Source organism: Chitinimonas koreensis (assembly GCF_014353015.1).
Taxonomy (GTDB): Bacteria; Pseudomonadota; Gammaproteobacteria; order Burkholderiales; family Chitinimonadaceae; genus Chitinimonas; species Chitinimonas koreensis.
The window spans coordinates 2,826,981-2,842,090 of record NZ_CP060704.1 but is presented as its reverse complement, the minus strand read 5'-3'; the positions used below and the strand labels follow the sequence as shown (position 1 = coordinate 2,842,090).

Genomic DNA, 15,110 nt, shown 5'->3' with positions numbered 1-15,110 from the left:
GCGCCGCCCGAAGGACCGCTCGAACTCGAACTGGCGCGGCTGTGGGAAGACCTGCTCGGCTGGCGCCGATCGGCCGCGACGACGGTTTCTTCGCGCTCGGCGGCCATTCGCTGCTGGTGCTCGAACTGATGGCGCGGCTGCGCGCGCGCTTCGGCCGGCGGTGCCGTTCGCCGCCTTCCTGCGCGCGCCGACGGTGGCCGGCCTGGCCGCGCTGCTCGGCGCTCCGGCGGGCGAGGGCGGCGCCACGCTGCAGCCGCTGGGCCAGCCGGCCCGCCGCTCTACCTGGTACCCGGCGCCAGCGGCAATCCGCTGGCCTACCTGCCGCTGGCGCGCGCGCTCGACGGCCGCCATGCGCTGATCGGCGCCAGGCCGAGCCGGCCGGCAGCATCGAGGCCACCGCCGCGGCGCTGGCGCGGGCGATCGCGGCGCGGCAGCCGGACGGCCCGATCCGGCTGGCCGGCCACTCCTACGGCGCCGCGCTGGCGTTCGAGACCGCCTGCCAACTGGGCGCGGCCGGCCGCGAGGTCAGCGCGCTGGTGCTGCTCGACAGCGCGGTGCCCGACGGCGGCGCGGCCTTCGCCGGCTACGACGACTGCGACTGGATCGCCGCCATCGCCGAGGCGGCCGGCGGCTATTTCGGCCAGCCGGCCGGCCTGGCGCCGCCCGGCCATGGCGAGCTGCGGGCGCTGGCGCCGGCGCTGCGGCGGCCGCGGCTCCTGGCCTGGCTGCAGGCGATCGGCGCCTTGCCGGCCAGCGCCGCGCCGGCCGTGATCGACGAGCTGCTGCGCATCTACCGCGACAGCGTCGACGCGCTGGCGCGCTACCGGCCGGCCACTGGCCCGGCGCGCTGGCGGTGATACGTGCGGGCGGCGAACCGTCGGTGGGCGATCCCGCGGGCGGCGAACCGTCGGCGGCGATCCCGCGGGCGGCGACCCGTCGGCGGCCGATCCCGGCGCGGCCGACCCCTCGCTCGGCTGGTCCGCCCACTGCGCGCGCGTCGCCGCCACGCCGCTGACCGCCGGCGATCACATCGGCATGGTCACCGCGCCGTTCGCCGAGGGCCTGGCCGCCCGGCTGGCCGAGGCGGTGGCCGCCTGCGAGGACGCCGGCGCATGACCGTTTCCCGTTCCGCATCCCGCCCCTCGGCCGCGCGCCAATCCGCGCCGGCCGGCGGGCCATTCCCCCTTACGCCAAATCGCACAGAGAGACGGCAATGACCCGACCCCCTTCCCACGCCGCCGCGCCGATCGCCGTGATCGGCATGGCTGCCATGCTGCCCAAGGCGCACGACCTGGCCGAGTACTGGCGCAACATCGTCGACGGCACCGACTGCCTCGAACCGCTGCCGGCCGACCGCTGGCGCAGCGAGCACTACTACGACGCCGACCCCAAGGCGGCCGACCGCGCCTATGCCGAGCGCGCGGCTTCGTGCCCGACCTGTGGTTCGACCCGCTGCGCTACGGCATGCCGCCCAACACCCTGGCCTCGACCGACGCCGCCCAGCTCTACGCGCTGGCGGTCGGCCGCCAGGCGCTGCTCGACGCCGGCTACGACCCCGACCCGGCCGGCACGGGCCGCCGCCTGCCGGCCGGGCGTGCCGGCATCGTGCTCGGCGTGTCCGGCAACACCATGAAACTGAGCTCGGAGATGGGCAAGCGCGCCGACATCGCCAAGTGGATCGACGCGCTGCGCCAGGCCGGCGCCGGCGCGCGCTGATCGAGACGGTGGCCGGCGCCATGCGGCGCCACTACCCGGACTGGACCGAGGACACCTTCCCCGGCTTCCTGGCCAACCTGGTAGCCGGCCGCATCGCCAACCGCTTCGGCCTCGGCGCCGCCAGCCACACCGTCGACGCCGCCTGCGCCAGCTCGCTGGCGGCGGTGCGGCTGGCCTGCCTCGAGCTGCGCAGCGGCGCGGCCGACCTGATGCTGACCGGCGGCGTCGACACCGACAATTCCAACGTCGCCTTCCTCAGCTTCAGCAAGACCCCGGCGCTGTCGCGCAGCGGCCGGGTGCGCGCCTTCGACGCGGCGGCCGACGGCACCATGATCAGCGAGGGCGTCGGCATGCTGGTGCTCAAGCGGCTGGACGACGCGCTGGCCGCCGGCGACCGCGTCTACGGCCTGATCCGCGGCCTGGGCGCCTCGACCGACGGCGCCGGCGGCGCCATCTTCGCGCCGCACGCGGCCGGCCAGGCGCGCGCGCTGGAGGCGGCCTACGCCGACGCCGGCATCGATCCGGCCAGCGTCGGCCTGATCGAGGCGCACGCCACCGGCACGGTGGTCGGCGACGCGGTCGAGATCGAATCGCTCGAGTCGGTGCTCGGCGGCGCCGCGGCGCCGGTCGCGCTCGGCAGCGTCAAGGCCCAGATCGGCCACGCCAAGGCGGCGGCCGGCGCGGCCAGCCTGATCAAGACCCTGCTGGCGCTGTACCACAAGGTGATCCCGCCGACGCTCGGCGTATCCGCCCCCAATCCGCGGCTGGACCCGCGCGAGCGGCCGTTCTACCTGCCGCGCCGGGCCCGGCCCTGGCTGGCGCCGGCGGCCGGACCGCGGCGCGCCGGCGTCAGCGTGTTCGGCTTCGGCGGCGCCAACGTGCACCTGGCGCTGGAGGAGCACGGCCAGCCCCAGCCGGCGCCGGGCCATGCCGGCCGGGTGCCGCTGCTGCTGGCCGCCGCCGACCCGGCCGCGCTGGCGCAGGCCTGCCTGGCGCTGGCGCAGCGGATCGCCGCCGGCGAGGGCGAGGACGCGCGCTGGCCAGTGACTCCTCCGGCCGCCCGGCTGCCGCGCGTCGGCATCCTGGCGCGCAGCTGGGACGAGGCGCCGGCGCTGCTGCGCAGCGCGGCCGAAGCGATCGCCCGGCGCGGCGGCGAGGCGGCCTGGTCGCTGCCCGGCGGCATCCATTACCGCGCCGCGGCGATCGAGCCCGGCGCGCGCGTGGTCGCGCTGTTCGCCGGCCAGGGTGCCCAGACCGTCGGCATGGGCGCGCGGCTGTGCATCGACCACCCGGCGGCGCGCGCCTGCTTCGAGGCCTTCGACGCCGCCGGCCGGGCCCAAGGCAGCGCGCCGATCAGCGCGCTGGTATTCCCGCCCGACACCTTCGACGCCGGCCGTGCCGAGGCCCAGCGCGCCGCGCTGACGCAGACGCAGCACGCCCAGGCCGCCATCGGCGCCTACAACATGGCGCTGTACGGCGTGCTGCGCAGCGCCGGCTTCGCGCCGGACATGGCGCTGGGCCACAGCTTCGGCGAGCTGTCGGCACTGTGGGCGGCCGGAGCGCTCGACGACGCCGGCTACCGCGCTGCGGTGCTGGCGCGCGGCAGTGCATTGACGCCGCCGGCCGGCCGCGAGGTCGGCGGGCTGATCGCCGTATCGGCGCCGGCCGAGCAGGTCAGCGCGCTGCTGCCGCAGCTACCGGGCCTGGCGCTGGCCAACCTGAACAGCCCGCGCCAGACCGTGGCCGGCGGCAGCGCCGCGGCGGTCGAGGCGGCGCTGCCGCGGCTGGCCGAGGCCGGTCTGCAGGCGGTGCGGCTGCCGGTGGCGGCGGCCTTCCACACCGGCCTGGTCGACTACGCCGCCGCGCCGTGGCAGGCCGCGCTGGCCGGCTTGCCGCTGGCGGCGCCGCGGCTGCCGGTGTGGGCCAACGTCAGCGCCCAGCCTTACCCGGCCGACGCGGCCGGCATCCGCGCGCTGCTGGCGCGCCAGCCGTTCGAGCCGGTGCGTTTCTGCGAGCAGGTCGAGGCGGCCTATGCGGCCGGCGGCCGGATCTTCGTCGAGATCGGCCCGCGCGGCATCCTGAGCCGGCTGGTCGGCGACATCCTCGGCCCGCGGCCGCACCTGGCGCTGCCGCTGGCGCCCGATCCGGCCGGCGACGACGGCCGCCAGCTCGACGACGCGATCGTGCGGCTGGCGGTGCTGGGCCTGCCGCTGCAACTGGCCGCCGCGCCGATGCGGCCGCGGCCCGGGCCGCTGGCGATCCGGCTCAGCACGGCGGTGATCCGGCCGCGCGGGAGGGGCATTGGCCGGTGGTCGGAGGCGCTGCGCAGGCGGGCGGCGAGCCGGTGCCTGCTATGGCGGCCGCGCCATCCGTGGCGGCGCCTGTGGAAGCGGTGCAGCCGGTGGTCGCGGCGTCGGCGGTTGCCGGTGCGCTAGCCGTGGCCGCCGCGCCAGCGATGCCGTTCACGCCGGCCGTGCCGGCCGCGACGCCTGCGGCCGCTGCGCAAGCGATGCCGGTCGTTCCGGCCGCCATGCCGCAGGCGGCCGGGCAGGCGGCACCGGTCGCGCCGCCCGCCGCCGCCGATCCGTCCCGGCAAGCGGCGCTGGGCGCACTGCTGCTGCGCACGGTGGCCGACAAGACCGGCTTCCCGGTCGAGCTGCTGACGCTGGAGATGAAGCTCGAGGCGGATCTCGGCGTCGATTCGATCAAGCGGGTCGAAATCCTGGCCGCGATGCGCGATGCGCTCGGCCTGACGGCGGCGGCCGGCGACGGCGAAGCGCTGCGCGGCGCGGCGACGCTGGGCGAGATCGCGGCGCTGATGGCGGCGCTGATGGCGGCGCAGGCGTCGGCGGGTGGCGCGGCCTTGCCCGCTGCGACGGCTGCGCCGGCGCCGGCATCTGCGGCTGTCGTGGAGCCGCGTGCGGACGCTGGAGCCGCGGCGGCCGGCGCCCCGGTGGCCGGCATTCCGGTGGCCGGCATTCCGGCGGCCGGCGCTCCGGCGGCTGGCCTCCCGGTGGCGGCACCCCGGTGGTCAGCGTCCCGATGGCCGGTGCTCCGGTGGCCGGTACGGCCGCGGCGACCGACCGCGTGACCGCGCTGCTGCTGCGCACGGTGGCCGACAAAACCGGCTTCCCGGTCGAGCTGCTGGCGCCCGGGATGCGGCTCGAAGGCGACCTCGGCGTCGATTCGATCAAGCGCGTCGAGATCCTGGCCGCGCTGCGCGACGCGCTCGCCTGGCCGCCGCCGACGGGCAGGCCGGCGAGGCCCTGCGCAACGCCGCCACGCTGGCCGACATCGCGGCGTTGTTCGCGGCACGGCTGGCCGAGGCCGGCGCTTCGCCCGTGGCGGCCGTGTCGCCCGCGACGCCGACTGCGGCTGGCGCGGTTGCGGCGGCCTCGGCCACGGCCGGCACGGCCGCCCCTGCGGCGCCGGCCGCTGCGCCGTTCCCGCAGCCCGTGGCGCATGCCGCACCGATCGCCACAGCGGCGGCCGTCGCCACGGCGGCCGTCGCCACGGCGGCCGTCGCCACGGCGGCCGTCGCCACGGCGGCCGTCGCTACGGTGGCCATCGACGCCGGCACGCTGCTGCTGCGCACGGTGGCCGACAAGACCGGCTTCCCGGTCGAATTGCTGACGCTGGAGATGAAGCTCGAAGCCGACCTCGGCGTCGACTCGATCAAGCGGGTCGAGATCCTGGCCGCGGTGCGCGACGCGCTCGGTCTGACGACCGCGGCCGGCGACGGCGAGGCGCTGCGCGGCGCCGCCACGCTCGGCGAGATCGCCGCGCTGCTGCAGGGCGGCGCCGAGGTGGCGCAGATCGCCTCGGCGGTGCGCGCCGAAGCGGCCGTGCCGGCGTTCGCCGCAGCCACGGCGGCGGTGTATCCGGCTGCTGCCGCGCCCGCCATCGTTGCACCGGTCGCCGCTGTGCCGGTCATTCCCGCTGCCGCACCGAACGCCGTCCCGCCGACGGATGCGCCGCCCGCGGCCGCCGCGCCGGCCGGCACGCCCGACCTGGCCCGCCTGCTGCTGCAGACCGTGGCCGACAAGACCGGCTACCCGGTCGAGATGCTGTCGCTCGACATGCGGCTCGAAGGCGACCTCGGCGTCGATTCGATCAAGCGGGTCGAGATCCTGGCCGCCATGCGCGATGCGCTCGGGCTGGCGGCCGACGGCGCCGGCGACGGCCTGCGCGGCGCCGTCACGCTGGCCGAGCTGGCCGAACGCCTGCAGATGCTGGCGTCGCCGCAATCGCAATCGTCCGGTAGGTCGGGCTTTAGGGCCAGCCCCGTTTCACCGGGCATGCCCGACAGCGACGCCATGACCCCCACCTGGCCGAGTCCAAGCCCGATCGGCGCAACCCGACCCAACCTGGAGCAGGCGACCGCCTCGCGCTGGCGTCCGCTGCCCGTCGTCGCCGTCCCGCTGCCCCCGCCTCCGGCCCATCAGCCGCTGGCCACGCCCGGCCGCATCGCCGCGATCTTCGCCGACGGCACGCCGCTGACCGCCGCGCTGGTCGAACGCCTGGCCGGCCTCGGCTACCGCCCGCTGCTGTTGCAACTGGACGGCTGGACGCCGGCCGCCGCGGCGCTGCCGTCCCACTGGCCGCAATGCACGCTGCGCATCGAGACGCTGGCGACCGACTGGGTCGCGCTGGCCGGACAGCACGGCCGGCCGGCCGTGGCGCTGCTGCTGCAGGCCCCGACGCGCCCGCCGCCAGCCGGCGGCGGCTGGGCCTGGCGCTGCGCACGGTGCAGGCGCTGCTGCCGGCGCTGGCCGCCGACGAAGCGCCGACCGCGCTGCTGGCGGTGGCCCGGCTCGACGGCCGGCTCGGCACCGACGGCTGCGCCGACGCCGGGGCCGGCCATCCGGGGCCGGCGCTCCGGGGCCGGCCAGGCGGTCGCCGGCGGCCTCGCCGGCCTGGTCAAGACGCTGAAGCACGAGCTGCCGGCCGCGCAGGTGCGCTTCGTCGACCTGGCCGCCGGGCTGCCGGCCGAGCTGGCCGCGCTGCACCTGGCCGACGAGATCGGCAGCCTGGCCGCCGGCCCGGCCGAGACCGGCTGGAGCCGCGACGGCCGGCGCTGGACGCTGGCCTGCGGCGAGCCGGCGGCGGAGGCCATGGCCACGCTGCCGCCCCTGCAGCCGGGCGAGCTGGTGCTGGTCACCGGCGGCGCGCGCGGCGTAACCGCGCGCTGCATCGAGGCGCTGGCGGCGCGCGTGCCGGCCCGCTTCGTGCTGATCGGCCGCAGCGCGCCGATGGCGGCCGATCCGGCCTGGGCCGCCGGCATCGCCGAGCCGGCCGCGCTGCGTGCCCGCGCCTTGCAGCAGCTGCGCGAGGAGGGTACGGCGCCGACGCCGCGGCTGGTCGAGGCGCGCTGCCAGGCGGTGCTGGCCGGCCGCGAGGTGCGGCAGACGCTGCAGACCCTGGCCGCGCACGGCGCCCAGGCCGATTACCTGCCGCTCGACCTCGGCGACGCCGCCGCCACCCGCGCCGCGATCGCCGCGCTGACCGCGCGCCACGGCCGCGTCGCTGCGCTGGTGCACGGTGCCGGCGCCCTGGCCGACCGCCGCATCGCCGACAAGACCGCGCAGGACATCGAAACGGTGTTCCGGCCCAAGCTCGACGGCCTCCTGACCCTGCTCGAAGCGCTCGATCCGGCGCCGCCGGCGCGCGTGCTGCTGTTCTCCTCGACCGCCGGTTTCTCCGGCAACGCCGGCCAGGCCGACTACGCCATGGCCAACGAGGCGCTGGCCAAGCTGGCCTTCCAGCTGCCGCTGCGCTGGCGCGGCGTGCGCGCGGTGGCGCTGGCCTGGGGGCCGTGGGCGGCCGGTATGGTCACGCCGGCGCTCGAGCGGATGTTCGCCGAGCGCGGCATCGGCCTCCTGCCGGTCGCCGACGGCGCGGCACTGTTCGCCGAGGCCGCGCTGGGCCGCGCCGGCGGCGGTTTCCAATACGTGGTGGGCGACACCATGCCGGCCGCCGCGGACAGGCAGGCGCCGGCCGAACCGGTCGCGCTGGCGTGAGGCCGGCCATGACGACACATGCAACAGCAACGGAGAATTCCATGTTCCCGCTAGACATCATCGGCCTCGGCTGCCTGGTGCCCGACGCCGGCGATCCGGCAACCTTCTGGGCCAACCTCTGCGCCGGCCGCCGCTCGATCCGCGACGCCGACGCGCGCGACTGGGGCGTCGAGCCGACCCGTTTCCTGGCGCCCGGCCGCGGCGTGGCCGACCACGTGTCGAGCCTCGAGCTCGGCAAGCCGCGCGATTTCGTATTCGACCCGAGCGGCTACCTGCTGCCGGCCGATTTCCTGGCCGCTCAGGACCGCTGCATCCAGTGGCCGCTCGAAGCGGCGCGCCAGGCCCTGCTCGACGCCGGCCTGCAGCCGGGCGAGGACCTCGGCCGCGTCGGCCTGGTGCTCGGCAGCTATGCCTGGGCCGCAGGCTCGGCCAGCGATGCGCTGACCCGGCCGCTGTACGACCAGGCGCTGGCGCAGGCCTTCGCCGAGGCCGCCGGCGACCCGGATCGCGATCCGCTGCGGCTCACCGTCGGCCGGCCGACGCCGAGCACCCATCCCGAATCGGCCCGCATCTCGGGCGGCATCACCACCACGGTGGCGCGCGCGCTCGGCCTCGGCGGGCCGCGCTACGCCATCGACGCGGCCTGCGCCACCTCGCTCTACGCCATCCACCTGGCCGCGCTGCACCTGGCGGCCGGCGAGGCCGACGCGATGCTGGTGGTGGCGGCCAACGCCTTCGACACGCTGTATGCGACCTTCGGCTTCGCCGCCACCCAGGCGCTGCCCGACGGCAGCCCCAACCGGCCGTTCGACGCGCGCTCGGACGGCGTGGCGCCGGCCGACGGCGCGGTGGCGCTGGTATTGCGGCGTTCCGGCAGCCGTGGCCATGAAAGACCGGGTCTATCCGGCCGCGAGGGGCCGGATCTATGCGGCCGGGAGGCCTACGGCGTGATCCGCGCGATCGGCCTGTCGAGCGACGGCCGCGGCCAGACGCTGACCGCGCCCAATCCAAGGGCCAGCAGCTGGCCTGCGAACGCGCCTATGCGCGGTCGGGCATCGATCCGGCCAGCGTGGCCTACGTCGAATGCCACGCCACCGGTACCAAGCTCGGCGACCGGGTCGAGCTGGAGACGGTCGGCCGGGTGTTCGGCCCGGGCCAGCCGGTCGGCTCGGTCAAGTCCAACGTCGGCCACCTGCTGACCGCCGCCGGCGTGGCCGGCCTGGTCAAGACGCTGTTCGCGCTGCGCGAGGGCATGATCCCGGCCACCGTCGGCATCGGGCAGTCGCTGGCGGCCGAGATCGCCGGCCAGCCGCGCATCCTGACCGAGCCGACGCCTTGGCCGGGCGCGCAGCGCCGCGCGGCGGTCAACGCCTTCGGCTTCGGCGGCGTCAACGCCCACCTGGTGGTCGACGCGCCGGGCCAGCCGGCGCCCGAGGCCGGCACCGCGCGCCGCGCCGCCAGCGCGGCCTTGCTGACCGGCCTCGGCGCCGCGATCGGCGATTGCCCCGACCTCGCCGCGGTGGCGCGCGCCCTGGCCAAGGGGCAGCCGCGGCTGCGGCCCCTGCCGGCCGGCCGCCACGCCGGCCTGCCGTTCGATGCGCCCGCAGGCGCCTACCTCGACCGCGTCGCCATCGACGCGCTGCGGCTGCGGGTGCCGCCGAACGACATCGACCGCATGTATCCGCAGCAGCTGCTGATGCTGGCGGTCGGCGACGCCGCGCTGCGCGACGCCGGCATCGAGCCGGGCAGCCGCACCGCGGTGATCGTGGCCGGCGCGATGGACCACGCCGGCCACCGCCTGATGGCGCGCTGGGAAGCGGCCTGGCGGCTGGAGGACAACCTCGACGCGGCCGGCTTCGACCTCAGCGCCGAGGAGCGCACGCAACTGGCCGCGCTGGTGCGCGACGCGCTGCACCAGCCGGTCGACGCGGTGGTGATGCTGAGCTACGTCGGCAGCCTGCTGGCCAGCCGCATCGCCGCCACCTGGGACCTGAGCGGCCCGGCCTTCATGCTGACCGGCGACGAGACCGGCGCGCTGCGCGCGCTCGACCTCGGCGCCAAGCTGCTGGCCAGCGACGAGGCCGACGCGGTGCTGGTCGGCGCGGTCGACCTGGCCGGTGCGATCGAGAACCTGATGGTGCGCCAGGCCCAGGGCGTCGATCGGGCGGCGCCGGTGGGCGAGGGCGCCGTGGCGGTGGTGCTCGAGCCGGCCGCCGCGGTGCGCGAGCGCGGCGGCGCCGCCTATGCCGAATGGCGCGGCGCCGGCTTCGGCGAGCAACCGGCCGAAGCGGCGCGGCAGGCCCATGCCGCAACGGGGATCGCTGCGGCCGAGCCCGGCCTGGTCGAGGCCGGCGACACGCTGCCGGCCGCCGCCGAGCTGGCCGGCCAGCCGGCCCTGGCCAGCGCCGCCGCGGTATTCGGCCATGCCCGCATGGCGGCGCCGCTGCTGGCCGCCTTGCACGCCGCGCTGGCGCTGAACGCGCGCCAGCTGCCGGCCTGGGCCGGCTGGCGCGAGGCGGCCGCGGCGCATTCGCTCGACGGCCGCGCCGGCTATGTGCCGACCGAGCCGCGGCCCTGGCTGCGGCCGCGCCACGGCTGCCGCATCGCCGCGGTGCTGGCGCGCGACGGCGACGGCAGCGCCGCCCGCGCGCTGCTGGCCGAGGCGCCGGTCGGCATCGCCGCCAAGCCGGCCGACTGGACGCTGCCGCTGTTGCTGCCCGTGGCCGGCGACAGCCGCGAGGCGATCCTGGCCGTGCTGACCGGGTATCTGAACACGCTCGAAGCCGGCGCCGCCGCCGCCGCGCTGTGCCGCGAGGCGGCGCTGGCCTGCCGCGCCGAGGCGCCGCTGGCGCTGGCGCTGGTGGCCGACGAGCCGGCCGGGCTGATCGAGGAGGCGCGCGCCGCGCTGGCGCAGCTGCCGGCGGCGACGGGCGACTGGCAGTCGCCGCGCGGCAGCCGCTTCTGCATGCAGCCGCTGGGCCGCGACGGCGGCGTCGGCCTGGTCTACTCGCCCTTGAGCACCGCCTTCACCGGCCTCGCCGCCGGCGTCGGCCCGCTGCTGCCGGGCCTCGTCGACGCGCTGTGCGCCAACCATCGCGACGCCGAGGCCGATACCCGCGCGCTCTATCCGCGCCAGCTGGCGCCGCTGGCGGCCGAGCAGCGCGCCGCCATCGAGGAGGCGCTGCTGGCCGACAACCAGGCGCTGATCAAGGCCGGCGTGATCGCCAGCTGGCAATACACCCGGCTGCTGACCGAGCGCATCGGCCTGGCGCCGGCCGCGCGCTTCGGCCACAGCCTGGGCCAGGCCAGCATGCTGTTCGCTGCCGGCGCCTGGCTGCCCGACGACGGCTGGATGCAGCGGCTGGCCGCGCTGGGCGACAGCCTGGGCCGGCTGTCGGGCGAACTGCCGGCGGTGCGGGCGGCCTGGAATCTCGCCGAGGCGAGCCGCTGGACTGGGCCAACCTGCTGGTGCTGGCGCCAGCCGAGCGGGTGCTGGCGGCGGCGCGGAGCGAACCGCGCGCTTATGTCAGCCTGGTCAATTCGCCGGCCGAGGCGACCCTGGTCGGCGACCGCGCCGCCTGCGGCCGCATCCTGGCCGCGATCGGCGCCGAGGCGGTGCCGGCGCCGGACAGCCTGGTCATGCATTGCGCGCCGGCCGCCGGCGAGCGGGCGGCAATCGCGGCCCGTTTCACCGCGCCGCTGGGGCCGCGGCCCGAGGGGCTGGAATTCGCCGGCGGCGTGCCGGCGGAATGGAGCCCGGCGGCGCTGGCCGAGCGGGTGGCGGCCGACCTGGTGGCGCCGCTCGATTTCCCGGCGCTGGTCGAGCGGGTGTACGGCCGCGGCGTGCGGCTGTTCCTCGAGATCGGCCCCGGCGCCAACTGCAGCCGCTGGATCGCCCGCACGCTGCAGGGGCGGCCGCATGCCGCCTTCGCGCTGTGCCGGCGCGACCAGGACGACGCGGCGATGTTCGGCAAGCTGCTGGCCTTCCTGCTGGCCCAGCGCGTGCCGTTCGACCTGGCCGCGGCGCTGCGGCTGCCGCCGCCGGCGGCGAAGAAGCCGGCGCTGCCCAAGGACCTGGTGTTCGGCCGGCAGCCGCTGGTGCCGGGCCTGGTGGCGGCGCTGCGCCGGCACGGGCTGGACCGCGCGCTGGCGCGGCCGCGGCGGTTGCCGCTGCAGGCGGCGCCGGTGGCGCCCGCAACCTTGCCGGCCCCCGCTGCGGCGTCGGCCGCGGTCCCGCCCGCTTTGCAGGCGCTGATCGCCGAAGCGCGCGCCGCCGATGCACGGCTCGCCGCCGGTGCGGCTGCGGCGCAGGTCGAGGCGGCCGCGGCGCCGCGCGAGGTGCTGTTCGACGAGGCCGACGTGATGGAATTCGCCGAGGGCCGCGTCGCCAACGTGCTCGGGCCGCACTACGCGCCGGTCGACGCGCTGCCGCGCCGGGTGCGCATCCCCGGCCCGCCTTTCATGGCGGTCAGCCGCATCACCCATCTGTCCGGCACTTATGGCCAGCTCGAAGGCTCGCGCATCCGCACCGAGTACGACATTCCCGACAACGCCTGGAACGCGGTCGACGGCCAGGCCTCCTACCTGTCGCTCGACGCCCAGGGCGTGCTGTTCCTGGCCGGCTGGCTCGGCATCGATTTCGAGAACCGGGGCAACCGCGCCTACCGCTGGCTCGACGCCCAGCTGACCTACCTCGGCCCGATGCCGCGCGCCGGCCAGCGGGTCGAATACGACATCCACATCCACCAGGCCTTCCGCAACGGCGACGCCACGCTGTTCCGCACCGACTTCCTGGCCCGCGTCGACGGCCGGCCGGTGCTGAAGATCGACCACTGCACCGCCGGCTTCTTCACCTACGAGGAGCTGGCGCGCGGCGCTGGCATCACCGACCAGCACCGCAACCGGCGCCCGCCGGCGGCGCAGCCGTTCGCCGCGCCCCTGGCGCCGCCGGGCCGGCCGCTGGAACGGGCCGACCTCAACGCGCTGGCGCGCGGCGCGATCGCCGAGGTGCTGTCGCCGGCCCATGCCGCCGGCGGCCGCAACCCGGCGCTGCGCATCCCGCCGCCGGTGATCCAGTTCATCGACCGGGTGGTGCGCATCGACGCCGCCGGCGGCGCCTGCGGCCTCGGTCGAAGCGAGGCCGAGTGGCGCATCGACCCGCAGCACTGGGCGATCCGCGCCCATTTCAAGGACGACCCGGTGTTCCCCGGCCCCTGCATGCTCGAAGGCGCGGTGCAGCTGCTGCAGCTGCACGCGCTGGCGCTGGGCCTGCAGACCGCGGTGGCCGGCGCGCGCTTCCAGCCGGTGGCGGGGCGGCCGATCCTGGTGCGCTTCCGCGCCCAGGTGGTGCCGCGCAACCAGCTGTTCACCTATCGCGCCGACATCGTCGAGATCGGGCTCGGGCCGGAGCCCTACCTGATCGCCGACATCGACCTGATCGACGAGGGCCGCGTCGCCGGCCGCGTCGAGGGCCTCGGCGTGCGGCTGGTCGGCCAGCCGGCGCCGGCGGCCGCCCAGCCCGCCGCCATCCAATCGCTCGGAGTCCAGCCATGAACCAGGCCGTCGCGCCTTCCCTCCTTTCCTCGGCCGTCGAATCGCTCGGCAGCGCCGACTTCCGCCGCCGCTACGGCCTGCGGCTGGCCTATATGGCCGGCGCCATGGCCAACGGCATCGCCGGCGAGGCGCTGGTCGAGGCGCTGGCGCGCGCCGGCTGCCTGGCCAGCTTCGGCGCCGCCGGCCTCGCGCCCGAGCGGGTGGCGGCCGCCATCGTCCGGCTGCGCGCGGCGCTGCCGGGCCGGCCGCTGTGCTTCAACCTGATCCACACGCCGGACGAGCCGGCGCTCGAACGCGCGCTGGCCGAGCAGTACCTGGCCGCCGGCATCGAGGTGGTCGAGGCCTCGGCCTTCATGGCGCTGACGCCGGCGCTGGTGCTGTGGCGCGCCCGCGGCGCCGGCTTCGACCTGGCCGGCCGGGCGGTGGCGCGCCAGCGGCTGATCGCCAAGGTGTCGCGCCGCGAAGTGGCCGAACCGTTCCTGCGGCCGCCGCCCGAGGCGCTGCTGGCCGCGCTGGTGGCCGAGGGCGCGCTGACGGCGGGCGAGGCGGCCGCGGCGCGGCAGCTGCCGATGGCCGACGACATCACGGTCGAGGCCGATTCGGGCGGCCACACCGACCGCCAGTCGCTGGTCTGCGCGCTGCCGGCCCTGCTGCTGCTGCGCGCCCGCGTCGCCCGCGATTTCGCGCCGGCCGCCGCGGTCGGGCTCGGCGCCGGCGGCGGCATCGGCACGCCGGCGGCGATCCGCGCCGCCTTCGCCATGGGCGCCGACTACGTGGTGACCGGCTCGATCAACCAGGCCTGCGTCGAATCGGGCACTTCGCCGGCGGTGCGGCGCCTGTTGGCCGGCGCCGGGCTGGCCGACGTGACGATGGCGCCGGCGGCCGACATGTTCGAGCTCGGCGTGCAGGTGCAGGTGCTCAAGCGCGGCACGCTGTTCGCCGGCCGCGCCGCCGCGCTGTGGGCGCTGTACCGCGCCTGGCCGAGCCTGGCCGGATTGCCGGCGGACGAGCGCGCGCGGCTGGAGCGCGACGTGTTCCGCCTGCCGCTGGCCGAGGTGCAGGCGCAGACCGAGGCGTTCTGGCTCGCCCGCAACCCGGAGCTGGCCGGGCGCGCGCAGCGCGATCCCAAGCTGATGATGGGGCTGGTGTTCCGCTGGTACCTGGGCCAGTCGTCGCGCTGGGCGATCGAAGGCCGGCCCGAGCGCGCGCTCGACTACCAGATCTGGTGCGGCCCGGCGATGGGCGCCTTCAACGCCTGGGCGGCCGGCACCCGCTTCGCCGAGCCCGAGGCGCGGCGCGCGGCCGAGGTGGCCGAGGCGCTGATGGCGGCGGCCGCGGTGCCGGCCGAGGCCACGACGGCGGTGGCCGCGCCGGCGACGGGCGTCGCGGCGGCCGGTGCTGCGGTGGCCGATGCGATGGCCGCGACCCGTGTCGCGGCCGCCGATGCGGCGCCGACCGGCTCGTCGGCCGCGCCGGCCCCGGCGTCCTTGGCCGCCGCATCGGCCGGGCAGGGCGCCGGCGCCCTCGACGCCGAATCGATCCGCGACTGGCTGATGGCCCAGGTGGCGGCCCAGCTCGAAGTCGAGGCCGACGACATCGATCCGCGCCGCACCTTCGAGAGCTATGCGCTCGATTCGGCCCGCGCGCTCTTGGTGCTGACGCGGCTGGAGGCGCGGCTCGGCCTGCGGCTGTCGCCGACGCTGATCTGGAACTACCCGACCATCGAGGCGCTGGCCGGCCGGCTGGCGCAGCTCGCGGCGGCAGCGTCCGTCCCGGCGGCTGCCACCGCCGTGGCGACAGCCTGAGCGAAGAGGCGGAGCG

6 protein-coding genes and 4 pseudogenes are annotated in these 15,110 nt (G+C 77.2%); all 10 read left to right on the top strand.

Annotated features, from left to right (window positions below; all coding sequences use genetic code 11):
• Positions 1-41: 41 nt before the first annotated feature.
• Positions 42-857 carry a thioesterase domain-containing protein gene (locus tag H9L41_RS11870; RefSeq protein ID WP_187523361.1) on the top strand — a complete coding sequence of 272 codons (816 nt, stop codon included), beginning with the start codon at positions 42-44 and terminating at the stop codon, positions 855-857.
• Between the two features lie 356 nt (positions 858-1,213).
• Positions 1,214-1,716: pseudogene (locus tag H9L41_RS26165) on the top strand (beta-ketoacyl synthase N-terminal-like domain-containing protein).
• Positions 1,674-4,151, top strand: a complete 2,478-nt coding sequence (locus H9L41_RS11860) for a type I polyketide synthase (RefSeq protein WP_187523360.1) — start codon at positions 1,674-1,676, stop codon at positions 4,149-4,151. The pseudogene H9L41_RS26165 and the gene H9L41_RS11860 overlap by 43 nt, the downstream one beginning before the upstream one ends.
• Positions 4,100-4,807, top strand: a complete 708-nt coding sequence (locus tag H9L41_RS11855; protein ID WP_265583754.1) for an acyl carrier protein — start codon at positions 4,100-4,102, stop codon at positions 4,805-4,807. Before H9L41_RS11860 ends, H9L41_RS11855 begins: the two co-directional genes overlap by 52 nt.
• Positions 4,759-4,893, top strand: a pseudogene (locus H9L41_RS26160) (hypothetical protein); the annotation flags it as partial. The gene H9L41_RS11855 and the pseudogene H9L41_RS26160, both read left to right, overlap by 49 nt.
• 278 nt (positions 4,894-5,171) lie before the next feature.
• Complete coding sequence (locus H9L41_RS11845; RefSeq protein WP_265583753.1) at positions 5,172-7,736, top strand: SDR family NAD(P)-dependent oxidoreductase; 2,565 nt, start codon at positions 5,172-5,174, stop codon at positions 7,734-7,736.
• Positions 7,737-7,744: 8 nt separating this feature from the next.
• A pseudogene (locus H9L41_RS24725) lies at positions 7,745-8,545 on the top strand (beta-ketoacyl synthase N-terminal-like domain-containing protein); the annotation flags it as partial.
• A gap of 116 nt (positions 8,546-8,661) precedes the next feature.
• A pseudogene (locus H9L41_RS24720) lies at positions 8,662-9,834 on the top strand (beta-ketoacyl synthase N-terminal-like domain-containing protein); the annotation flags it as partial.
• A 1,865-nt stretch (positions 9,835-11,699) separates the two neighbouring features.
• Positions 11,700-13,289, top strand: coding sequence for a hotdog family protein (locus H9L41_RS24715; RefSeq protein WP_265583752.1), 1,590 nt, complete (start codon positions 11,700-11,702; stop codon positions 13,287-13,289).
• Entirely contained in the window at positions 13,286-15,094 is a 1,809-nt protein-coding gene (locus H9L41_RS11835) for a PfaD family polyunsaturated fatty acid/polyketide biosynthesis protein (protein ID WP_051319216.1), read from the top strand. Before H9L41_RS24715 ends, H9L41_RS11835 begins: the two co-directional genes overlap by 4 nt.
• Positions 15,095-15,110: the final 16 nt, after the last annotated feature.